The sequence below is a fragment of the Veillonella sp. ACP1 genome (assembly GCF_000286635.1).
GTDB classification, from domain to species: domain Bacteria; phylum Bacillota; class Negativicutes; order Veillonellales; family Veillonellaceae; genus Veillonella; species Veillonella atypica.
Map to the genome: position 1 here is coordinate 128,216 of NZ_ALKL01000001.1, position 24,847 is coordinate 153,062.

Below are 24,847 nucleotides of genomic sequence, written 5' to 3' on the forward strand. Positions count from 1 at the left end.
ACACCATAAGTAGCGTAGTTGCTGTAGTTATCTACTATATAGGGTATTTGAAGTTACTTTATTAAACTGTTATAATTAAAAGATAACTAGTATCCTTTTAGTGTTGAATGGAGTATTATGAAACAAACGAATACAAGAGCTATGGTGGAAACGGCGTTTTTAGCAGCCATCGTAGTTGTATTAACTGTTATAGGCGCTAGTCTTCCTGTTTTATCTCTGTTAGCTACTATCGTAGCTCCTGCGGCGATTGCTACAGTAGGAATCAGGTGGGGCGTTCGTTATAGCTGCTCTGCGGCTGTAGTAGCCTTTGTCATTGTTTCCATTTTATTGGGACCATTGACAGCTGTAGGAACAATCTTGATGTATGCAGTACCAAGCATTTTTATTGGACTCGGTTTTCGTAAACGTTGGTCCCCTTTAAAATTAATCTTGGTGCCTACTCTAGCATTAGCAGTGACTACTATTATTACACTCTTAGCATCAATGTCTATTATGTCTGTTGATTTACAGACATCTATTCAAAATATTGGTGATGAAGTACAAAATGCATTTATAGACACAGTGAAACAACAATCGCTGCCACCAGAACAGACAGAGCTTTATATACAACAAATACAAGCGAGCTTAGTACAGATTAAAAGGATGATTATCACTTATGCGTTTTGTGCGTTTGCTGTTACGTCTTATATCTTGGCACGGTTTACAGCATATATTGCAAAACGTACTAATAATCCTGTACAACCATTGCCTGCTATTTCAACCTGGCAAATACCTGTTTGGACGGCTGGTGTATTGGCTGTAGGTCTTATTATTATTTATGGCTCATCCTTTGTTGGTATCAATAATGAGCTGCTTACAACTGTTGGTATGAACATTGCTTTATTTGGCGCCTTTGCTTGTGGCCTTAACGGTATCGCTTCTTTGCTTGGCGTTTTAGAAGGTTATGGTGTATCAAGGGTATTAAAAATTGTTATTATAGCTCTTTTATATGTCATGATGCCAATATCCCTAGTAACGTTTGGTGTTATGGATATGTTTTTAGATTTACGATCTCGTTTCAATCAACGAGGTTATTAATAGAAAGGAGGTTACTATGAAATCCTTTCAACGAAGATGGGAAGCAATGGAATGGACCATTATTGGTGTCATCGTTCTATTAATCTTAATCATCGCTTATTTAAATTGGTTATTAGCCATATTATCAGTCATCGTGGTGGTTGCTGTATACTTGATTAATTACAATACCATCCACAATCGTCGTCGCTTAGCACGCGAACAATTTGGTGCTATGATGAAGAATGTGACGCAGGCGGCTAACTTTGCATTACAAAACTTACCGACCGCTATTGTACTTGTCAATAAGCAAGGTACATTGGTATGGAATAATAGTGTATTTGCCGATTGGGTTCCGGTGGACTGGAATAAATTGCAAAAAATGTCCGCTTTGATTCCTGGATTTAGAATTGATAAGATTTGGGGCAAATCGGGGTTCTTGAAAGAGCAATACGGGGATCGCTATTTCCAAGTGGTATACAAGTTCATCGACCCTCGCGATACAAGACCTGACGCGGATCCTAATGATGAATTAACGGAACATGCGGTTATGGCTTTGTATTTTAAGGATATTACAGCCATTGAAAAGGAACGTATTAAGGCGCAAGAAGAACAGCCTGTATGGGGCATGATTCAAATCGATAATATCGAAGAATTGACGAAGGGCCTCAGCGATAGAGAATATACAAATCTATGGGCGGAAATCAATAATATAGTCGTTGATGAAATCGATAAACACGAAGGTTTCATTCGAAATTTCCAAGATGATATGTACACATTTGCCATTTCTCGGGGCGCTTTGCAAGACATGGAAAACGATGGTTTTCGTGTGCTTGAACGTATTCGTAAATTACCGTCTCCTCGTCAAGTACCTGCTACGATTAGTATTGGGATTGGTGAAAATACTGGTTCTGTTAAGGATGTATCTGAACGTGCTAGAGCAGCTCTTGATATTGCATTAGGACGCGGTGGCGATCAGGTTTGTATTATGGATGGTGAAAGCACCCGCTTCTTCGGAGGCAATACAGCAGGTGTTGAAAAAAATACGCGCGTTCGTGCTCGTGTGGTTAGTCAAGCCATTCATGAATTGATGAATGATTCTGACAAAATCCTTGTTATGGGTCATCAACGTGAGGACTATGATGCATTAGGCGGTGCTATTGGCGTCGTATCAATTGCACGTACTCTTGGTAAAGAGGTGCGATTAGTACTTTCAAAAGAAACAAATGCTATCGATAAAATGGTACATGTTCTTGTGGAAGACGAATTTTGGAAGACTCATATTTTAACGCCTGCAGAAGCTAAATTATGGGCTGATGCGAATACATTGGCTATCGTTTGTGATACGCATAGAACTCCAATGGTAGCAGCTCCAGAGGCTCTCGAGGTATCTGAACGACGCATTGTTATCGATCATCATCGTCGAGCTGCAGATTTTGTCGAAAATCCATTGCTTACGTATTTAGAACCTGCTGCCTCATCTACAAGCGAGCTCGTAACAGAACTTGTACAATATGCAGGGGTTCCTGTAAAACTTTCAAAAGCGGAAGCCACTGGTATCTATGCAGGTATCGTATTAGATACGAAGAATTTTTATCAGCAAACTGGAGCACGTACTTTTGAAGCGGCAGCCTTTTTACGCCGAGCAGGCGCCGATATTGAAAAGGTTAAACAATTATTTATTGAAACCTTCGATTCTATCCAATTGCGTGCTAAAATAGTATTTGAAGCCAGTCGTACAGAAGGGATAGCTATTTCTGTAGCACCTGAAGGTTTGAAGGATATGATGGCATTGGCTGCACAAAGTGCGGATATGCTCATCAGTAATGAAGATATTGAAGCGGCCTTTGTACTTTACCCACTCAATGACGGTGGCATCGGCGTTAGCGCTCGATCCAAAGGCAAGGTAAATGTACAGGTTGTAATGGAATCCTTGGGTGGTGGTGGTCACAGAACAGTGGCTGGTGCCCAATTACAAGGTATGACGATAGAGGAAGCGAAGGCGGCTATTCTAGATAAAGCGCTAGAGGCCCTTCATTCCGCTGAAAAAGAGGAGGAATAACAATGAAAGTAGTATTGTTAGAAGATGTAAAAAAAGTCGGTAAAAAAGGCGAAATCGTTGAAGTAAGTGACGCATATGGTCGTAATGTATTGATTAAAAAAGGACTTGGTCTTGAAGGTACAGCAACTAACGTAAATAATGCGAAACAAAAGCAAGAATCCATCGCTCACAATAAAGCTGTTGCCAATGATGAGGCTAAAATCTTGGCAGCTCAATTGACTAAGGTTGAAGTTACTGTTAAGGTTCGCATGGGTGAAGAAGGCCGCGTATTCGGTTCTGTTACTGCTAAAGATATTTCCGATGCAGCGAAAGCTCAATACAAGGTAGATATCGACAAAAAGAAAATCGAAATTAAAGAACCGTTGAAAACATTAGGTGTTCATGATGTAGTGGTTCGTGTACATCCAGAAATTACGAGCACTATCAAGGTTAACGTAGTCGCTGAATAATGTTCGAATCACCATGCTCACAGAGTGTGGTGATTCTTTTTGTGCATAGAAGAAGCGTGACGCACGCTTTCATAGGGAAGATACTCATATTCTAGTTAAGGGGAGAAGGACATGGACGTACGCATACCACCGCATAATGAGGACGCGGAAAAGGCCGTATTAGGGGCATTGTTAACAGATGGTTCATCATCTGGCGAAGCCGTTGATTTGGTAACAAGTATCGTAGATCGTGATGATTTTTATCGTGATACGCATCGGATTATTTATGATGCTATTTTAAATCTTGTAAAAAGCAACAAGACGGTAGATTTCATTACGTTAAGTGAAGAACTAGAACGACGTAAAAAATTGGATACCGTAGGTGGCATTGCTTATATTACATCTCTTGCGAATGAAGCGACGGGCTATAATATTGAAGAGCATGCGCGCATTATTGTAGAAAAAGCGCAAATGCGCCGTCTCATAGATGCAGGTAATAAGATTGTCGGTATGACTTATGCTGGCGAGGATGAGCCAGCCGTCATTATGAATAAGGCGGAACAACTCGTTCTTGATGTAGGCGGTCAAACACAATCAGAATCGACATTTTCACCCATTGGTGATGTAGTTCTTACGAATATTGATAGACTTAGTAAACTGCAACAACATAAGGGTTCTATTACAGGCGTACCAACTGGATTTAGAGATTTAGATTTCAAGTTAAATGGGTTACAACGGTCGGACCTTATTCTCGTAGCGGCTCGTCCTGCTATGGGCAAGACTGCTTTCACCTTGAATATTGCTCAAAATGTAGCGATGGGGATTAAGCGGACCGTAGCATTCTTCTCTCTAGAAATGTCCAAGGAACAGTTGGTAGGACGCATTTTGTCCTCCGTGGCCGGTATTGAATCAGACAAGTTGCGCAAGGCTGACATGGACCCTAATGATTGGGGGAAGGTGATGGCTGCGGCGGATGAGATGAGTCAAGCCAGCCTGTTTATCGATGATACGCCAGGACTTACGGTGCAGGATATGCGCGCTAAGTTACGCCGCCTCAAGGTAGAACATGGTCTTGATCTTGTTATCGTCGATTATATTCAGCTTATGCAAGGCCGTAGCTCCGGTAAGGGCAGTGAAAATCGACAACAAGAGGTATCTGAAATCTCTCGTAATCTAAAACTGATTGCTCGTGAATTTAATGTGCCTGTTATTGCTTTGTCCCAGTTGTCTCGTAGTGTTGAAAGCCGCCCAGACAAGCGTCCAGTATTATCTGACCTTCGTGAATCTGGTTCCCTTGAACAAGATGCGGATATCGTTATCTTCTTGTATCGCGATAAATATTACGATGAAAACTCTGAAATGGGTGATAAGGCAGAGGTTCTTATCCGTAAACACCGTAATGGTGCAGTGGGGAGTGTAAAACTTCTATTTATTGGCGAGTTAACACGATTCTTAGATACGGTAGACGAAGAAAAAGTTGGTCCAGAACAATAAATGAATGAACTCGGTGTTGTATATACGTAACACCAAAGAATTTCAAAGCACAAAGGTATCTATTATTAGAAATATGTCTAATGATAGATACCTTTTTTATAGTTAAAATTATCTATATAATAGCAAACATACGTTTGAAAATATTGCGTATTTTTGTTATACTAATGATAGAAATTATGGAAATACTAATTTTTGTGAAAGTCGATACATTAGCGTTTTAAGGAGGTGTTGGTATGGGTTCAGCTGATACAAATCAGATGTATATGTGTATTGATTTAAAGAGCTTTTACGCATCCGTAGAATGTGCCGATTTGGGTGTGGATCCCTTTACAACACCGTTAGTGGTGGCCGATAATTCGCGTGGCAAGGGGGCGATTACATTGGCCATCTCTCCAGCGCTTAAAAAGCTAGGCGTTAAAAATCGATCTCGCTTATTTCAAATTCCTTCACATATTGAATACATCACGGTAAAGCCTCATATGAAACGGTATATGCAGGCGTCGGCACAGATTTATGGGACGCTACTAAATTACATATCCCCTGAGGATATTCATGTGTATTCTATTGATGAATACTTTATAGACATCACGCCATATACGAATTTGTACAAGAAAACGCCTCGTCAGTTGGCTCAACTCCTGCTTGATGCGGTGCTCGACGCTACTCATATTTACGCTACTGTTGGCATTGGGACTAACTTATTCCTCGCTAAAATTGCCCTCGATATACTGGCGAAGCATGTGCCGGATTTTATAGGGTATCTTGATGAAAACCTTTTTAAAGAGCAAATTTGGCATCATCAGCCGATTACAGATATTTGGCAAATCGGCAGCGGTATTGCGAACCGCTTGCGTAAATTTGGCGCTTTCGATTTGCATGGTATTACTCAAGTGCCGGAACATAAATTATATAAGGAATTCGGTGTGAATGCGGAGCTTTTAATCGATCATGCGTGGGGCCGTGAAAGCTGTACCATTGCCGATATTCACGCTTATAGACCATCTAAGCATTCTCTTTCACAAAGCCAAATTCTATTGCGCAATTATACGGCTGATGAGGCGCGATTGCCCATGCGTGAAATGGTGGAGTCCTTAGTTCTTGAATTGCTACAAATTAAGGCGGTTACAAAATGTATTCATGTTCACATCGGCTATGCAGCAGAGGATGTAAAGTCCACTGGTGGATCCAGAACCTTAGCGCATTATACGGACTCGTTTCAAGAGTTATGTCCGGCTGTACTAGCTTTGTTTGATAAATATAAACGGCCTCATGAGTTGATACGACGCATTGCCGTTAGCTTTGAAGATTTAGTTAATAAGGCCGCTGTACCGACTGAAATGGACCTGTTTAGTAATGCCTTAACGGATACAGCCGAGCAAGAGGAACATATACAGAAAACCATGCTGAATATTAAAGGCCGTTTTGGTAAAAATGCTATCCTTCGTGCATCTAGCTTGCAAGAAGAAGGGACCATGCAGTTTAGAAATACATTGGTAGGCGGTCATAATGGAGAGTAGATTTTACAATAGGAATTGATGTATTGCGTGAGGGAAGGTATACATTCATGAAACATCGGATGTCGCGCTTGCAACGGGCTAAACAATTTATGCCTTTTGCGGCGTTAAAGGGATTTGAAACATTGCTGGTAGCCGTAGCACGGCCTAAGGAGAATCGTGTAGAGTTATCTGAGGACCAACTAGAGGAATTAAATCGTACAATCCAATCATTAACAGACGGAAATTTTGTGCGAGTCCTATATTACAACGGTCATTGTTATACGGAGTTGGTGGGTGCTATAGAGCTGATAAATAAGACGGCCCATACTATGTCTATAGAGGGGGTTGAGATTACCTTTAAAGACATAAAAGAAATCAATCTTTATGAATAGAAATAGTCAAAACTATAACGTAAGAATATAGAATTAGCCCATGTGTATAGGTGATACGTATGGGCTGTTTTACGTCTAATTAATTTTGATAATTTTTCTTGACATATCGTATAGATTCTATTAAAATAATATATGAACGAACATTCATATGTTGCTTTAATTCATATAGGATGAAAGCTTTCTGTGCTTTCAAATATAGATAAAGGAGATATCATGGAAGAAACATTACTTCTAAAGAATTTAAACTGTCCGAACTGTGGAGCGAAAATCGAAGATCGTATCCGTAAAATGGATGTGGTAGAAACAGCTAACTTTACACTTGCTACCCATCAATTAAAATTAACTGGGTCTTGGGAGGACCGTGAGGCTCTTAAGCGTGACATTCAAGATATCTGTGATGCTATCGAAGAGGGCGTAACAGTAGCTGATTACGAACGTAAATCTAAAGCGGCTGTGGATGATGGCCGTGAAAACAATCAGGACAATGACTCTGTAACAATTGCAGTTATCGTAGTAGGTCTATTATTTATGATCTATGATGCATTGACTTCCTTTGTTCCATCCATCGGATTGCCAGAATCTATTGAAACTCCGATTTACTACGTTGCTTATGTACTCCTTGCATTTCCTGTATTGCGTACAGCCGCGCGTAATATCTTAAAGGGTGAAATATTTGATGAAAACTTCTTGATGTCCATCGCTACATTAGGTGCCATCGCTATCGATGCATTGCCTGAAGCGGTTGGTGTTATTTTATTCTACCGTATCGGTGAATTCTTTGAAGAAAAAGCAACAGATCGTAGCCGTACAGAAATCATGAATGCTGTAGATATGCGTCCTCAAGAGGTGCGCGTTGTAGATACATGCGGCGGTGGCGAAATTGTAGTTATGTCCCCTGAAAAGGTTGAGGTGGGCTGGACTATTGAAGTTCGTCCTGGCGATTTGATTCCTCTAGACGGTACGATTCTTGAAGGTGAAACTCGCGTCAATACGGCCCCTGTAACCGGCGAACCAGTGCCTGTTCGCGCAGAACCAGGTACACAATTGATGTCTGGCTGCATCAATGAAACTGGCCGTATTACGATGCGTGTAGATAAGGTTCTAGAAGAATCCATGGTTACTAAAATTCTTGATGCTGTTGAAAATGCGGCTGCATCAAAACCTAAAATCGATAAATTCATTACGCGCTTTGCTCGTGTATATACTCCAATCGTAGTAGCCCTTGCCCTTGCTGTTGCGATTATTCCATCCCTCATTACTGGCGAATGGCATAGATGGATTTATACAGCCTTAACATTCCTTGTTATTTCTTGTCCATGTGCATTGGTGCTAAGCGTGCCACTTGCATTCTTCTCCGGTATTGGTAACGCATCCAAACATGGCATCTTGCTTAAAGGTGGTCGTGTTATCGAAGCATTGGCTAATGTGAAAGCAGTAGCTCTTGATAAAACAGGTACTATTACATCTGGTGAGTTCAAAGTTCACAACGTAGAAACTGTAGGCTCCCATGTAAGTTCTGGTCAATTATTATCCATGGCGGCAGCTATCGAAGCTGTATCTACACATCCAATAGCAACAAGCATTGTTTCTGAAGCAAAAGATCAAGGCCTTACAGTGGAACCTTTCGATTTCGTTCAGGAATTAGCTGGCGAAGGCATGGTAGGTATGGCAGATGGTCAACAAGTACTTGTTGGTAACCGTCGCCTTATGGAACGCTATGATGTACAAGGCTATCCAACAGAACCTGCTGAATACGGTACAGAAGTTCTTGTAGCCGAAGGTAATACATACCTTGGCCGTATTATCATCGCCGATGAAGCTCGTCCGGATTCTGCTGAAGCGATTGCTGATCTTAATCGTCAAGATATTAAAACTGTTATGCTTACGGGTGATGCTGAAGCAAGCGCTAACTATATCGCCAAAGAAACTGGTGTAAGCGCAGTACGTGCTCAACTATTGCCTCAAGATAAATTGTCCGTTGTTCGAGATATTCGCTCTGAATATGGTCCTACCATGTTCGTAGGCGATGGCATTAATGATGCGCCAGTTCTTGCTGGTGCTGACGTAGGTGGTGCGATGGGTAGCGGTGCTGATGCGGCTATCGAAGCGGCCGACGTTGTGTTCATGCGTCCATCTTTGACCGCTATTGCACATATTCTTGATTTGTCTAAATCAACATTGCGCGTAGCTTGGCAAAACGTTGTATTCGCCATTGCAGTTAAAATCCTTATCATGTTGCTTGGCATCTTAGGCTATGCATCCATGTGGTGGGCTGTATTTGGCGATACAGGCGTATCCATCCTTTGTATCTTAAACTCTGTCCGCATCTTGAGTAGAAAATAATACTGATAGATAATAAACTGCTCCTACATTGTATTAGGCAATGAGGAGCAGTTTTTCTATGTAAAACTTTCACAAGAGAATTGAATAGTACACCTAAATAGTATATAATTTTAAAGATAAGATACAGTATTTTCGCTCGGAAGGAGGGATAACATGATTACGGTGTACAAGCACATAGAAGAAGAATTAGTAGCCGATTACACGGTATCAGATGCCACAAAAGGTTCATGGGTAAATTTGGTGAACCCAGACCCCGATGAGTTATCCCTTATCAATATCCTGACGGAAATTCCTACAGACGTATTAAAGACCGCCCTCGATATGGAAGAACGTTCTCACGTGGAGTTAGAGGACAATTATATCTTTGTTGTTATCAACATTCCTGTTGTTCGCGGCAATGATATGTACGATACGGTGCCACTTGGTATCTTTTTGACGCCAGATTTCTTTATTACCATCTGTTTAGAAGAATCTGAAGTGCTCTATCCGTTTATTTCTAATCAGATTTCTACGTTCTATACGTATAAAAAGACCCGTTTCTTGTTCCAAATTTTGTATCGCACGGCGACCATGTTCTTGCGTTACTTGCAACAAATCAACCGTCGTACCGACGATATCGAAGTCCAATTGCGTCATACTACAAAGAACAAGGACTTCTTCCAATTGTTGGAATTACAGAAATCCATGACATACTTTACGTCCGCTTTGCGTACGAATGGTACCGTTATGGAACGTTTATTGCGCTTGCGTGGTCACAGTTCCTATAAACACCTTCTCAAGATGTATGAGGAAGATGAGGATCTATTAGAGGACGTTATCATCGAGAATAAACAGGCCATAGAAATGGTTGAAATGTATTCTAATATCTTGATGAACATGATGAACGCCTTTACATCCATCATTTCAAACAACCTTAATATGGTTATGAAAATGTTGGCAGCCTTGACGATTACCTTGGCCGTACCGACCATTATCTTTAGCTTGTGGGGGACCAACGTGCCATTGCCGTTTCAAAACGATGAAAATGGTTTCTTCGAGGTTGTGGGCATCTCCGTGGCCTGTTCCATCGTGGCCATCATTGGCATGTGGAAAAAAGATCTTTTCTAAGATAATAACTATAATAGATATGCTGAAAGCTGGCTTTAGGCCAGCTTTTTTGTCTCTAATATAAGTAGTTCTACATGAGAGATATCTGAGGTTACCTCTATTCAATTGTTGCACACTTCAATACAAATCTGCTATAATATACCATTATGGAGAGGTGTCCGAGTGGTTTAAGGAGCTGGTCTTGAAAACCAGTGACTCCGCAAGGGGCCGTGGGTTCGAATCCCACCCTCTCCGCCATTCAATTTTATACTTATAGTATCAAAAGCAGTACTACTAGACGTATGATTGGCCGCTTGGCTATTGCCACTCTGTGCCTTAACGTTAGTAGTACTGCTTTTTTGTATGCTTTATTAATAGATAACATTAACTTTTCTTAACCACTTAATACGGTATGTTTTGATGTAACAGTAATGTAGCATTGATGTAATTTCTTTCTGTGCTATACTATGAGTGTTACTTCCCTAGACTGGTAACAGAAAGGGGGTTAGGCTGTGTTAGAGTTATTCATATCCTTAATTGTATCTATCATAGCAGGTGTAACTTGTCACTACATTTGCAAGTGGCTAGATAGATACTTCAGCAAGTAACTAGCACATATAAAAAAGACGGTATTCGCAGTACCGTCTTTTTTCTTTTGCGTTAAGCAATGTTAGTTATTCATTTCCTTAGTCAATTATTATAGTACATCGGATACTTAATTTTGTAAAGTATTAGATATTCACTCATTATGTTTGAAAAACTCTTTCTATTTATAGTATGATAGCTCTATATGTTATTTTTCTATAGAAAGGAGCTCGTATGAGTAGAATTGGTTTCTCGCGAACTCAGATTTTAATTCTCGTCAGCGTTTGGCTAACGTTTTTGATTAGCTTTGTTATGCGTCTATCTTGGGCGTCATTGATGCCGATTGTCAATGAAGCATTGAATTTTACGCCACAAATGGGGACGACCTATTTATCCGCCTTTTACATGGGCTATGCCATCATGGTATTACCTGGTGGTATCTTAGCGGACCGAATTGGCTATCGCTATACTATATTGGTTAGTTTACTCGCCATGGCAGTCATTACCGCATTGATGAGTACCATTGATAATTATACCTATGGATGGGTGTTGCGTTTCTTATTAGGTATCGTATCCGGTCCTGTACAAGCCTCTTGCTTGAGTGCTATTGGGGATTACTTTGGTCCTAATCAACGTGGCGCAGCCGTTGGTATTTTCATGTCTTGTACATCGCTTGGGGTGGCGACTGTAAATTTATATGCCCCTTATGTAGCAACGAATTATGGTTGGCAAAATGCATTCCTCTTAACTGCTTTGTTGCCAGTTATTATCTTTATACTCAGCTACTTTACAGTTCGTAAGCCAAGTGCTGAAATCCTAGCTCAACGTGAAGCGGAGGCTCATGTCGAAGCGGTTCCTGTAGGGGAAAAGCCATCCATAAAAGAAAACTTGCTTCACGTATTAAAAAATCGCAATATTCGTTGCCTTGCGTTTGCCGGCTTTTTCGCTACCGGTGCTACATGGGCGGTGGCTCAATGGTCAAACTTGTACATGGTAAAGCAACTAGGTGTTAACGCCATCTATGCAGGTCATGTTATGTCCGCTTTTGGCTTGGCTGCACTTATTGCAAAGCCAACCATCGGTATTTTATCCGATATTTTGCCGATTAAGAAAAATCATTTAACAGCACTCGTTATGTTCTTATTTGGACCGGCCTTAATACTCTTTGCGAGCACCACAAACCCAGATATGCTCTTTATTACAGGTCCAATTCTTGGTATTGGCGCATTCATGCACAGTGCGTTGACGAATGCTCTCGTTGTACAATCAGCAGAACCTCACTTGCGAGGTACTACGGCAGGCTTTGTAAACTTATTCAATCAAATCGGCGTTATGTTGGCGCCTATGATTTTAGGTAGTATGCTAACTGCAACTGGTAGCTATAAATCTGCATTGATGACCCTTGCTATTGCACCAGTTATCGGTGCCGTTGCCTTGTTCTTTGTAAGACTAAAAAAATAAATTTCCCTTGTGAAAGCTATAAAACAAACCCTCATCAATAACGATGAGGGTTTTCGTATTTCTAAATGTTTTTGTAAATAATAATTAATGAGGACCTTGACCACCGCCATGGCCACCATCTCCGTGACCACCGCTATTACGACCGCCGTTGTCACGATTACTATCGTTGTGATGACTATCGCGATTAGGACTAGTAGGCGACATGTCAGCATGACCGCGTCCATGACCATTATCGTTAAGATTCCGGCTATCATGATTCTTGTTATCTCTAAAACCTTGAGGGCCTGGAGGTCCTTGTCGATCTGGAAGAGCCATATTTGGATTAGATGGTTGGAATTTACCCGTTTGAAGTGCATTTAAATTTGGTGAGAAGCGCCCACGATCACCTAAGCTATCTGGGTTAAATCCGCCTACATGACCTGGTTGCAAGCTTGGCTGCATATTAGTTGGAGGTGCTGGAGGTGCTGGTATAACACGATCCATCGGCGTAGAAATAACAGCATCTGTAGGAGGCATGAGACCAAATAATACGGTCCGTGTCTGTTGATCGACTACAGGAGGGAATACTTGAGGTGGAATATATGGATTATCATATGTATAGGTAATCTTTTCCATCTCTTTAGACGTATTATAGATAAATTCTCCAATGCGTTGTGATGGGCTATTTGGCGCCGCCACATGTTGTCCATAATCCTTTGCTAACCGTTGTTGCGGTAATGTATCGATAGGATACCCATTTTCCGCATAGAATGTTGGTTTCGATATTTTCCACGCAGTCATCGTTACCGTTGCATTAGGTTGTTGTCTATAAAATGTGAAGTTTGTATCATAGTCTGCAATTACGTTATTTTTAGTGTATAAGCTCAATAGTCGAGCTTGTACCGTTTTATAATTAGAAGCCGTCTGTTTTGTATGAATTGAACTAAGGTCGACATACATATGCTCGGTATCGCTAGAATACGCTAGCTGATATTGAGTGGGCTTTTGCTCTATTTCATATTGTGATATGGCAAATCCCGATTGCGAGGTACACAATAGGGTTCCCACGAGAGCTAATAAATATTTCATTATAATTCTCCTCTCCATGTGAAAAAAGTGTACCATGGTGTACTTAAGAATACATGAAAATGAGTAACATATTGTACTTTATACATATATATTTTACAATGTAGATGAATTAATGTACAGGGAGGAATTTATGAATATAATATGTTTTGGAGATAGCATCACCCGTGGATATGATGTGAGAGAAGGTCTCGGCTGGGTTGAACTATGTAGTGCCGCACTACCCGCATATCATATGGAAAATCACGGCATCGATGGACTATCTGTGCAAGGTTTAATCAATTATTTAGAATCCTGGTGTATCGACAAGTCCTATGAGGAGGATCGATATATATGCATTATGTGCGGTACAAATGATATTTTGCAAAATCGCGATAGCGACTACGTATATAACAAGCTCATTAAAGCCGCTACCATAGCCGGTGAAAAGGGGCATGTTATTATGGGCCTTGAAACGCAAATCGATAGTGAAATGGATGGACTTAATCATGTGGTAGTAGATGTGAACCGTCGTTTACAAGACTATGCCTTAGAACATGGTTTACAAACTATCGATTTTTATACCGTTCTTCATGAAGCCGATCAAATCGGTCAAATTGTATTTGCCGGAGAGGTTCATCCAAATGAGCGAGGCTATCGCTTGATGGCCTATAAGGCATTGGAAACATTTACACGATTATAGTAGAAAAGAGCACGTTCCCGTAGGATGTGCTCTTTTCATTATATGTAGTGCTCGACATACGTCGTACACTGGAGGTCTATTATTTTTGTTTAGATGTTTTGTCAGCTGCAGCGTGTGCAGAAGCTGCGATAGCGTAAGCTGTGCCTTTCACAAGTTCATAAGTTTCACCACTGTTACCGGAAACAGTTACAGCTGCTACCGTATCATCAGTGATGGCGAACATAGCTGTTGCATATGGATGTTGTGCACCATTTGGTACTGTTACCGCGCCGGATTTTACAACGATGAAACGACCATTATTGTTGTATACATCGTAGTTAGCCGCTTGTTTTACGCCATCATAGCTTTCATTATAAGCGAACAATGTGGAAACTTCGCCCAATGTTACTTGGCCAGATTGTTGCATAGCGCGTAATTTGGATGCAGCTACGGATGTAGGTTGTGTCATGTTAACAGTAACGCGTAAGGATGTGTTGTTTACGATGGCTTCTGTAATAACATTTGTTGTAAATACATTAGCGATGCCATTACCAGCACGGTTGTAAGAACTTGCAGTTTTTACTTGGTAACCATTTGTATAAGCTGGTAAATCGAATGTATAAGAACGACCATTCAACAATACATCAAATGCGTTCAATTGGTTATTTCTGTATGTGGATACATAACCGCTACCGCTTTTGCTGAAAGTAAGTGTAGCTGGAGCATCTACAGCTTGTTGTTGAGGTGCATTAGGACTTGGAATTGGATCCATGATTTGCATGCCTACAGCTGTTGTTTGTGGAGCCACGAAGATTGGGTCGCCTAATTCTTTGGAAACAGGCATTTGTTGGCTCATATCACCTGCTGTATAAGGAACAGCTGGCAATGGGGAATAGTTAGGACGCGGAGGCATTGCTACATAGCTTGCTTGTGCAACAGGTGCACTGTTTACAGGTGTGTATTCATATTGAGCTTGTTCTGCTGCAGCGCGTTCATAAGCGCGTGCATTTGCATCCATAGATGCGGCAAATGCAGAAAAAGAAACTGTTGTTGCTGCCAATACGGCAAATACCGTTGCAATTCGTTTTGTATTCATAATAAAGACTCCTAATCTCACATTTTTACAAATAACACTTCATCTAGGTTTCATTATACATGATGAATGCTAATATGTAAATAAAATATAAACAAATTTAATTTTTTTAATTTTTGTAAACAGAATAAGGGAAAAATGAGAATTTGTCAAATACAATTTTAATATTCCATGGTGTACAATAGTATATATATTTATATGTCGTATAAATTATCCGTGCTATATATTTTGTTTTAGGGATGATGAAATATAAGCAGAATTACTAAATATAAGCATTGTTGTGGGAGGTAGTATGAGTATTACCATGTATTATGGTCGCGCTGGTTCCGGTAAGACCCGTGCCGTATATGAACGCATTCGGCAGGTTATCATCGAATGTCCAGGTGACCCTATTATTTTGCTCGTTCCAGAGCCAGCCACCTATCGCGTGGAACGGGAACTTGCGGAATTTATGCCTCAAGGAGGCTTTACGACGGTCCGCGTCGTTGGCTTTGGCCGATTGGCCTATCAGGTATATCAATCGATAGGCAATGTAAAGGCTCAGCAACAGAGTATATCTCAATTGGGTAGAACCATGTTGCTAAGCCTTGTGATGAAACGAAAAGGGGCTGAATTAGGCCTGTTGTCGCAAGCCGCTAAACGGCCAGAGTTTTCAGCGGTATTGCAAGGTTTATTTTCCGAGTTTCGCTCATTTCGCATTGGACCTGATGAATTAGAATCTGGTGCACAGCGTGTATCAAATGGTGTATTACAGAAAAAACTACAGGAATTGGCACTATGCATGTCGGCCTATGAAGAGGAATTGCAGCTTCATGGGCAGATTGATGGGGACCCTATCATGGACCTTGTTCATGCATTGCCACAGTCTCCATTGATGGAAAACTGTCATGTCTTTGTCGATGGATTCCACTGGTTTACACCGGTTCACTTTGAGCTGTTATATATGCTCTTTGATCTTGCTGTAGAATCGGTAATCACCGTCGATTTACCAGCTGATCATAAACGTATATTGGCTAATAAAGGTCATCATGGCATCTTTAATCGCTCCGTTGAAATCTTGGAAAATCTCCATAAGGAATATGAAACGAAATTGTCCTTTCAGTCTTTTACAGGGCATAGAGGGACACCTGTGTTGCAATCTTTAGAGGAAAATTTCTTTCACGGTAAGCACAATACTACGGCTGAACATATACCGCTTGTAAGCGCCTATAATCGAGAACGCGAAGCGGATTGGGTGGCTCGTGATATTCTTTCCTATATTGAAAGCAGCCCTAATGCGCGCTATCGAGATATATGTATTATGCTGCGTGAATCCGAAACCTATGGCGATACGTTGGAAAAGATATTTACCCGCTATGGAATACCTCATTTTGGAGACCGTCAACGACCTATGAACAATCATCCGCTCGGAGAATTGATGACGGATTTGCTTGGTATCGTTAAGCATAGTTATAGTTGTGACATCATGTTCCGTTTATTGAAAACGGATTTGACACCTCTTACTCGCGAGGCCGTAGATGAATTAGAAAACTACGTGCTCGAATTTGGTATTGATCATCTACAGTGGGAACGAGATAACTGGTCCTATATGCGCCGTGTAGCGGGGCTTTCAGACGAAGAACAACCGGACGCACCGAGACATGCGCGCGTGAATGCATCGAGACAGGCTATCATGGATATTTTGATACCTTGGTTTGATTTTGCTACGTCTAGCGATGCGCATACAGGGGCGGAATGGTGTAAACATATCTACAGAGTCCTCGAAGAATTACAAGTGCCTCAACGCCTCTATGAATGGTCCTTAGAGGCTGAACGAGATGGCGATTTAGAATCCAAGGCCAGTCACGAGCAAATGTACAATGCGGTCATCGGATTCCTCGATGAAATGATGGTCCTCACCGATACGGAAACATTGACGTTAGATGAAATGATAGCCCTCTTAGAAGAGGCCCTCGATAATGTTCATTACTCCATGATTCCTCCGTCCCTCGATCACGTAGCGATTACCACTATAGAACGGGCGTACAGCCAATCGTGGCTTCGGGTCTATGTGATGGGCCTTAATCAAGGTGTGTTCCCACAAAACATGGGCGATGAAGGTTTGATCAAGGATAGAGAACGGGAAGCATTGGCTGAGGCGGGCATCGTTCTTGCGGAAGGCGCCTTGCCGAAGGCATTTAATGAAAATTTCCTTCTTTATTTAGCGATGACGCGGGCCGAGCAGCATTTAACCATATCCTATGCAGGTTCCAATGATGAAGGGGAAGGACTTGAAAGTTCCCTCGTCATTAAACGATTACAATCCCTCGGTTTCTGTACGTCCCCTATAGAGGTTCCTTTTACCATTCAAGACGGCACAGAAGATGAATACTTATGGCGTCCATATCAAAGTCTATCCCTATTATCTGAACGTTGGGGCGCTTTGTTTAGCGGTGTACCTGTATCACCATTATGGTGGGGCCTCTATAACTGGGCTCGCCATGATGGGGCCTACAGACCCCGCTTAGAGGACGTGAGCCGTGGTATTCGCGACAATAATGATGTACCTATTATTGCGCCGGAGTTAGTAACTGGTCTGTTCCTCAAACGGGGCTATATGTCTGGGTCGGTAACGCGCCTTGAAAAATATCGTCAATGTCCGTTTAAATTCTATGCTCAATATGGTTTAAAATTAGAGCCTCGCAAGGTTCGCTCCTTTGGGGCCCCTGAAATTGGTACTTTTTTACATGCCAATTTGGAGCGGTTAGGAACGCAACTATTATCCGAGCATAAGCAATGGCGTGATTTAGATGAAACGGCGCAACAAGAATTATGTGCTCGCGTAGCAGCGGATATATTAGAAGAAAACCGTTATGATGAGGATGAAAAGACAGCCTATGATAAGGCTATTGAAGAGCGCGTTGTGAGAACATTACAGAAAACGGTATCGCGCCTTGTTGATTGGTCTAGCCGGTCCTCCTTCGATACGATGTATTTAGAACAGGACTTTGGACGTCCCAATGGATGGGACTCTATTAAGGTATCCCTTGGAGAGGACCGTTATTTACGCTTAGTAGGACAAATTGACCGTATTGATGAATATAATCGTGATGGTCATACGTACGGCATGGTTATCGACTATAAATCGGGTAGTACATCGGTTAATGCACAAGAAATCTATTATGGCCTAAAATTACAATTGATGACCTATCTGTTGGCATTAGAATCGGCTTATAAGAAACACCATGATCAACCGATGACACCGGCCGCTGTGGTGTATACATATGTAAAAAATCCACGAACGCCAGCGGGTGAGCCTGTGTCCTATGAAGAGGCCAAAGCCTTGGCAGATACAAATGGGGCCCTTAATAATAAAGGGTATTTTACAGACGATATCGACATGTTGGAAAAGATGGATAAAAATTTGCTCACCTATAAGAGCAAGGGCCCTTATGTGCCCGTTCGTATTACCGGGAAGGGAACCATCCATTCTGGGGATATGAAAATTGTTAAATCCTCCGGAGACTTTGATATTATGTGCCGCTATACGGAATCGATTATGGCGGACACCGGTTCTGCCATCGGTAAGGGTGAATTCCCCATTGCTCCCTATCAGTTGAATAAGGCCATTCCTTGTTCCTACTGCGATTACAAGACGGTGTGTCGCTTTGATAATGAGCGCAATCAATATAATTATTTGAGCGCTCTAAATGAGGCGAACGCTCTTGAAAAAATGCGCGATGCCCTCAATGGTTCATCTGGACAGACTGAGGCTAACGCTGATTTTTGTGAAAGCTCTAATACCGATAGTTCTATGACAGGAGGTGACGATAATGGGCGTTAAATGGACACCGGAGCAGGAATCTGCCATCATGTCCCCGAAGGATAGTAATCTAGGGGCTCAAACCTTGCTCGTCGCCGCTGCTGCTGGTTCTGGTAAAACGGCGGTTCTTGTAGAGCGTATTATTACGCGGTTAAAAGATATGGAGAACCCTTTATCCGTACAAGAACTGATGGTTGTTACCTTTACGAAGGCCGCTGCCGCTGAAATGAGCGCTCGTATTGGCGTCGCCTTAGCTAAGGCAATGGAATCCACCGATGATAAAGCGTTACAAGCGCGCCTAGAGCGACAGCTTAATCTATTGCCATCGGCACATATTTCGACATTGCACTCCTTCTGTCAGTGGGTGATTCGATCTTATTTTTATAAACTAGATATTCCGCCTACAGCCCGCATCGGCAACGAAGCGGAAATGGCTCTCTTAAAACAAGAGGTGTTAGAGAACCTTTTGAAAGAAGCTTATGAACATAATGAGTATGGCATCTTTGATTTGTCCGATTTCTTTAGCGATGATAAATCTGATGCAGGATTGCAAGATAAGGTGCTCAGCCTCTATGAATTTGCCATGTCTCAATCGAATCCTGACGGGTGGATGCGCCATGCCGTAGAACCATATAAGGCCGCTCAAGAGCAGGATTTACGAGATACCTTATGGGGCCGTGCTATGTGGGACGACCAACAGGCCGAAATCGACCGCATTGCAGACCGTATCGAACAGATGGAACCTTTACTTGAAAGTCCTGTAGGCCCTAAGAAATGGGACAAGGTGTACCAAGAACAATTAGCCGCATTAGCCCAATTAAAAGGGGCGCAGACCTGGTCCGATATGGTCGACGTATGCCGTAACTTAGATACCTTTACAAAAGCAAGTTTTACAAGCCTTAGTAAAGCCTTAGAAAAGGGCGAAGTCGATGGTGCGTTAGCAGACGAATTTAAATCGCTAGGCTCTCAAAACAAAGATAGCTTAAAGGGTATGAAAAATGGTCTATTCCATATTGATGAATCCGTTCTACAACAGCAATTTAAAGACCAATATCCGCTCATTCATAACCTTGTAGAATTGACTATCGCCTTTCACAAAGCCTATGACGAGGCTAAAAAAGAGCAAGGCATCATGGACTTTAGCGATTTGGAACATCTCTGCTTGGCACTCCTTGTGGAACCAGGCACAGAAGATGATCCACAACCATCCGAAGTGGCCCTTGAACTACAAGATACGTTCAAAGAAATCATGGTAGACGAATACCAAGATACGAATGGTGTACAAGAAACTATTATCAACCTCATTTCCCGCGTGGATAATCGTTTTTATGTAGGCGATGTGAAGCAAGCCATTTATAGTTTCCGTATGGCGGATAGTTCGTTATTTATGAACAAGTACAATACGTATGGGCTCATGAATGATGCCGTAGAGCGCCGCATCGATTTGGCGAAGAATTTCCGGTCTCATGAAAATATTTTGACCACTACAAATTTCATTTTCTACCAAATTATGACCCAAGAGGCAGCGGAGCTTGATTATGGCGAAAAAGAATCGCTTATACCAGGCCGTATCGTAGAGGATGCGCCATCCGATTGGGTGGGCGGCGCTGTAGAATTACATCTCTTGGATACGAGCGATACGAATCGTTCTGACGAGACCGAGGGTGATTCCGAAACCGCAGGTGATGAACCGGAGAATAATGAGCGAGAACTGGATTTTATCATCCAAAAAATCAAGGAATTACACGCCTCGAAGAAACAGGTGCAAAATGCGGATGGCTCGTTCCGCCAAATTCAATGGCGTGACTTTGCCGTATTGCGTAGGTCCCTTGCTGGGTGGGGTACACGGGCCGTAGCAGCTATGCGCCAAGCCGGTATTCCAGCCGTTGTTAATGAACGAGATGGCTATTTTGAAGCGCAAGAAATCCAATTGCTCTTGTCCTTGTTACAAATCATCGACAATCCTGAGCAGGATTTGCCGATGGCCGCCGTATTGCATTCAGGACTTGTAGGGCTTGATGCGAATGAACTCGGTGCATTGCGCCTTACAGGGGACGGCTCTTTGTGGTCTGTTATGCCTCTCTATGCAGAACAGGCTCAAGATGAACATTTGCTCCAATTCATCGCTCATATCGAGCGTTGGCGCACATTGTCTCGCCGTCATGGTGTAGCTGATTTGTTGTGGGATATTTACGAAACATTAGATTACGTGAACTACGTAGGCGCCATGCCGAATGGCCTCGTGCGTCGCGCCAATGTGATGGCCCTCTATGAACGGGCTAAGGGATTTGAATCCTCCGGATTCCGAGGGCTCTTTAGATTCCTTCGCTTTGTTGAAAGCTTACGCGATAGCAATCAAGATATGGCCGTTGCCAATGTAGTTACCGAAGCAGATGACGTAGTGCGCCTTATGACCATCCACAAAAGTAAGGGCCTTGAATTCCCTGTTGTATTCCTGTCTGGTGTACAAAAGAAATTCAATACCATGGACTTCAATTCACCATTATTGGTCGATAAAAATGGCGGTATCGGATTAAAGGGCTATTACCCAGACATTCGCGTATCCTATCCGTCCATGCCGTGGCTCTATTGTAAATCCATCAAATCGGATGCTATGAAAGCCGAAGAACAGCGTATCCTCTACGTTGCATTGACACGGGCACGGGATAAACTATTCTTGACCGGATATATTAACAAGGAAATCAAAAAGGAAAAGGGCGTTGGCGCTCATATAAAACATGCGGCCTTGACGCAGACCCAAGCATTAGGTGCCGATCTAATCAAAGCTGGTAATTCCTATTTGCATTGGTTACTCATCGCCTTCGCCCGTCACCTAGATGGGGGAGCATCACTTCGCAATATCATTGAACTCGAAGGAGAAACAAATTTTGACTTGCTCGACCGTCAATGTCAGGTAAAGGTAGAGATTCATGATGGTTCTCTTTATGGAGATTTAGATTACAAGGCCGATGTGGATGAAACGACCATCAATACGGTTCGCGTATTAGGTAAGGTAAATGATGTAGCATTGCCAGAGGAAATCGTACAGCGCTTTACTTTCACCTATCCAAATCTTATAGCCGCCAAGACGACGGCTAAGATTTCTGTTAGTGAATTGAAACGACGATTTGCTGAACGTGATGTGGAGGCCGTATCGGCTACAGATGTATCGATGCAACAGAAACCAGTAATATCCTGTGATATAACTGAGGATACGACTGGTGAGAATGCCATATTAGATACAAGCATTCCTACTATTAGTGAAACGGAGCTAGCCGATTCCGTATTTGGTCGTAAACCACTGGCTATTGCAGCAGCTGATGAGGTCGTAACGGGTGCGCAATGGGGCACATTGATGCATGAAGCGATGCAATGGCTACCTGTTAAAAAGTATACACAAAAATCCATGACAGATATGCTCGATTCATTGCAAGCAGAAGGTAAATTTAGTGATGAGGAACGCAGTCTATTAAGTGATCGTAGCTTATATGGATTCTTTAACTCTGATCTTGGCCAGCGTCTCATTGCATCAAAACGAGTGGAACGAGAATTGCCGTTTAGCATGCTCTTTGACGGTAATCGGGTATATCCTGATGTAGAGAATGGTGAGCGTCTATTCTTACAAGGGATTATCGATACAGTTTTTGTAGAAGATGATCAATGGGTCCTCGTGGACTATAAGACGGACCGCGTTAAGAGTGGAGATGAGCTCATTCGTCGCTATAAAATACAAATGGACCTCTACAAAGAGGCCCTAGAACGATTGACAAATATGCCTGTGAAAGCAAGTTATATTTATAGCTTCCGCTTACATGAAGCGGTTCTATTGTAAGCCTATATAAGACAATCGACTTAGCATAATACGAACCCCCTTTACTGGTTTGCCAGCAAAGGGGGTTCGTATCGCTTAGAGAAGCGGTTTTTTCTTTTGATGTTTTGTCGGTGCAAATACCTTGAGGACCCGTGGTAATACCTCAAGGTCTACAGGCATATAAGGACCTGCGTCACCATCCATGTTGGTTGGTAAATTATCTATATTGCTCAATAATTCGATATGAGCTTTTTTGACTGTTAATGTCGTTGTATTGCTAGAGTTGTAGATGGCGCCACTTAGGATAAGAGGTAGAACCTTGAAGATGTCGAGGATAAAGTATTCCTTAAAAATAACGAGGCGCATATACCCATCATCTACGGAAGCCTCTGGCATAAAGCGTTCAAAACTAGACACTACGTTGGTCAGTAGGGCTAATACAAGTGGTGATTTGCAAATGAAATCATCATCTTCCGTTTGAATGCGGTATGTATAGTCCTTTGTGGTGAAGAGGGCTTGACCGGCGCGCAAGAAGTAGGCCAATGGACCTAAGATGCGCTTTTCCTTTGGCGTTACCTCTTCGATAACCTTTGGAATGACACCGGCTGCAATGTTATTGCAGAAGTATTTATCGTTGCAGCGACCAATATCGATAGAGCGAACTTGGTTGATATCGAGGCGGCGAATCGCCTCTAATGGTCGTTGTGGAATGCCGAGAGCACGGGACATATCGTTGACGGTTCCTACCGGAATAAAGCCAAAGGTTGCTTTGAAACCACCTTGAGCGATACCATTCACCGTTTCATTAACGGTACCATCGCCACCCATGCAGAAAACGGCGTCAAAACCATCTTCACAAGCGGCCTTTGCAAAATGGGTTGCATCGTCGGCACCGGTGGTAAATTTAACTTCAATTGTGTCAAAAAGGGTGCTCAATTTCCACTGTAAATCAAGGGCGTATCGGCGTGCTGCACCGCCGCCAGATACAGGGTTAATGATAACCAAACAACGACTCATAGGGGTAACTTCCTCACTTTTTAACTGTGACTATCTTGAAATTGACAGTCATATGTACGGGACTTATAATTATAGGGTATACAATTATTATATATACATGTGTTCGTATATAAAAATGCTTACATTCTATTATACTCATTTTAGGCGTTCATTGAAAGTATGAAAGCGTGTAAACATTAGAGGGGACCTAAGGCTAGAAATATGACAAAAGACGTGAAGGGTACAAAAGAACCAAAAGATGTGTATCATTTTTCCGCTGTAGATTCAATTGAACGATTGCCTTTAAGTGAACAAGTTTATGTGACCTTGAAACAGGCTATTTTAACAGGGGAGCTATTACCGCAAGAAAAACTAAATGAAGTTAAGATCGCAGAACAGCTCAAAGTCAGTGCAACGCCAGTTCGCGAAGCTTTCAGAAAATTAGCAAAAGATAATCTTGTTGTTATCGTGCCATGGAAGGGTGTTACTGTTAAGGCGGATACGCCAGAAGAAATCGTGGCGCTATATCAATGTCGCGAGGTTATGGAAGGTTTGGGGGCGCGTTTGTGTGCTCGTCACGCTACGCCAGAACAAGTGGCAGAGCTTAAGGAATTATGCAAGGAAATGCATGCCATTGAGGACGCTACGGCACGCGTAGAGGTTAATAGCCGATTCCACAGCATGATTGCTCAATTCTCGGGCAATGATCGCGTTGTTGATTACTTAGCCGATTTCCGTGAACGCGTAAATCGCGATATGTATTTAAGTTCCTTCAATGCAGTGCGCACACACGATTGCGACGATGAACATGATCACATCGTAGATGCCATTGAACGTCACGACGAAGTGGCCGCAGAAAATGCGATGCGCGAGCATATCAATAATGCATTTATCTTTAAACGGGCTAATGCGGAATTACAAGATAAGAAATTGAACGAAGTATAAAAACTACATAGACATAGTAAAAAGGACCCTAGATAGGGTCCTTTGTTTTGCAAAGTCATATATAAGATATTGTA

The 24,847-nt window shown here is 42.1% G+C and carries 16 protein-coding genes and 1 tRNA gene; 14 read left to right on the top strand and 3 right to left on the bottom strand.

Annotated elements, in window-relative coordinates:
* Positions 1-117: 117 nt before the first annotated feature.
* The 10 genes from HMPREF1151_RS00645 (at position 118) to HMPREF1151_RS00690 (ending at position 12,400) form a co-directional block, all read left to right on the top strand.
* A complete protein-coding gene (locus HMPREF1151_RS00645; protein ID WP_009660670.1) occupies positions 118-1,077 on the top strand; it encodes a DUF2232 domain-containing protein in 960 nt (319 codons plus the stop codon).
* Positions 1,078-1,093: 16 nt separating this feature from the next.
* Complete coding sequence (locus tag HMPREF1151_RS00650) at positions 1,094-3,115, top strand: DHH family phosphoesterase (RefSeq protein ID WP_009660715.1); 2,022 nt, start codon at positions 1,094-1,096, stop codon at positions 3,113-3,115.
* A gap of 2 nt (positions 3,116-3,117) precedes the next feature.
* Positions 3,118-3,564 carry a 50S ribosomal protein L9 gene (gene rplI, locus HMPREF1151_RS00655; RefSeq protein ID WP_005384538.1) on the top strand — a complete coding sequence of 149 codons (447 nt, stop codon included), beginning with the start codon at positions 3,118-3,120 and terminating at the stop codon, positions 3,562-3,564.
* A gap of 111 nt (positions 3,565-3,675) precedes the next feature.
* On the top strand, positions 3,676-5,037 hold the full coding sequence (gene dnaB / locus HMPREF1151_RS00660) for a replicative DNA helicase (protein ID WP_009660731.1): 1,362 nt from the start codon (positions 3,676-3,678) through the stop codon (positions 5,035-5,037).
* A gap of 233 nt (positions 5,038-5,270) precedes the next feature.
* Positions 5,271-6,554 (top strand): DNA repair protein, encoded by a 1,284-nt coding sequence (locus HMPREF1151_RS00665; protein ID WP_009660596.1) that lies wholly within the window; start codon positions 5,271-5,273, stop codon positions 6,552-6,554.
* 47 nt (positions 6,555-6,601) lie between these two features.
* Positions 6,602-6,925, top strand: a complete 324-nt coding sequence (locus tag HMPREF1151_RS00670) for a YolD-like family protein (protein WP_038141061.1) — start codon at positions 6,602-6,604, stop codon at positions 6,923-6,925.
* Between the two features lie 213 nt (positions 6,926-7,138).
* Entirely contained in the window at positions 7,139-9,268 is a 2,130-nt protein-coding gene (locus HMPREF1151_RS00675) for a cation-translocating P-type ATPase (RefSeq protein ID WP_009660669.1), read from the top strand.
* Between the two features lie 153 nt (positions 9,269-9,421).
* On the top strand, positions 9,422-10,375 hold the full coding sequence (locus HMPREF1151_RS00680) for a magnesium transporter CorA family protein (protein ID WP_005378032.1): 954 nt from the start codon (positions 9,422-9,424) through the stop codon (positions 10,373-10,375).
* A 148-nt stretch (positions 10,376-10,523) separates the two neighbouring features.
* Positions 10,524-10,612: transfer RNA gene (locus tag HMPREF1151_RS00685), tRNA-Ser, on the top strand.
* Positions 10,613-11,173: 561 nt separating this feature from the next.
* Complete coding sequence (locus HMPREF1151_RS00690; RefSeq protein ID WP_009660698.1) at positions 11,174-12,400, top strand: MFS transporter; 1,227 nt, start codon at positions 11,174-11,176, stop codon at positions 12,398-12,400.
* Between the two features lie 84 nt (positions 12,401-12,484).
* Here the strand turns inward: HMPREF1151_RS00690 and HMPREF1151_RS00695 are convergent, their stop codons facing one another.
* The gene (locus HMPREF1151_RS00695; RefSeq protein ID WP_038141065.1) at positions 12,485-13,468 is read right to left on the bottom strand and encodes a hypothetical protein; all 984 of its coding nucleotides are present in this window, start codon (positions 13,466-13,468) and stop codon (positions 12,485-12,487) included.
* Between the two features lie 130 nt (positions 13,469-13,598).
* Here HMPREF1151_RS00695 and HMPREF1151_RS00700 point away from each other — a divergent pair, with 130 nt between their 5' ends.
* Positions 13,599-14,147 carry a GDSL-type esterase/lipase family protein gene (locus HMPREF1151_RS00700; RefSeq protein WP_005381236.1) on the top strand — a complete coding sequence of 183 codons (549 nt, stop codon included), beginning with the start codon at positions 13,599-13,601 and terminating at the stop codon, positions 14,145-14,147.
* A 79-nt stretch (positions 14,148-14,226) separates the two neighbouring features.
* Here HMPREF1151_RS00700 and HMPREF1151_RS00705 read toward each other — a convergent pair whose 3' ends face one another.
* The gene (locus HMPREF1151_RS00705; RefSeq protein WP_009660728.1) at positions 14,227-15,222 is read right to left on the bottom strand and encodes a hypothetical protein; all 996 of its coding nucleotides are present in this window, start codon (positions 15,220-15,222) and stop codon (positions 14,227-14,229) included.
* Between the two features lie 289 nt (positions 15,223-15,511).
* On the opposite strand from HMPREF1151_RS00705, the gene HMPREF1151_RS00710 reads away from it, so the two are divergent.
* Together HMPREF1151_RS00710 and addA are read left to right on the top strand one after the other, a co-directional pair.
* On the top strand, positions 15,512-19,042 hold the full coding sequence (locus tag HMPREF1151_RS00710; RefSeq protein ID WP_009660646.1) for a PD-(D/E)XK nuclease family protein: 3,531 nt from the start codon (positions 15,512-15,514) through the stop codon (positions 19,040-19,042).
* On the top strand, positions 19,032-22,853 hold the full coding sequence (gene addA, locus HMPREF1151_RS00715; RefSeq protein WP_009660696.1) for a helicase-exonuclease AddAB subunit AddA: 3,822 nt from the start codon (positions 19,032-19,034) through the stop codon (positions 22,851-22,853). Before HMPREF1151_RS00710 ends, addA begins: the two co-directional genes overlap by 11 nt.
* Before the next feature lie 75 nt (positions 22,854-22,928).
* Here the strand turns inward: addA and HMPREF1151_RS00720 are convergent, their stop codons facing one another.
* Positions 22,929-23,849 (bottom strand): diacylglycerol kinase family protein, encoded by a 921-nt coding sequence (locus HMPREF1151_RS00720; RefSeq protein ID WP_009660668.1) that lies wholly within the window; start codon positions 23,847-23,849, stop codon positions 22,929-22,931.
* Between the two features lie 201 nt (positions 23,850-24,050).
* On the opposite strand from HMPREF1151_RS00720, the gene HMPREF1151_RS00725 reads away from it, so the two are divergent.
* A complete protein-coding gene (locus tag HMPREF1151_RS00725; RefSeq protein WP_009660730.1) occupies positions 24,051-24,773 on the top strand; it encodes a GntR family transcriptional regulator in 723 nt (240 codons plus the stop codon).
* The last annotated feature ends 74 nt before the right edge of the window (positions 24,774-24,847 follow it).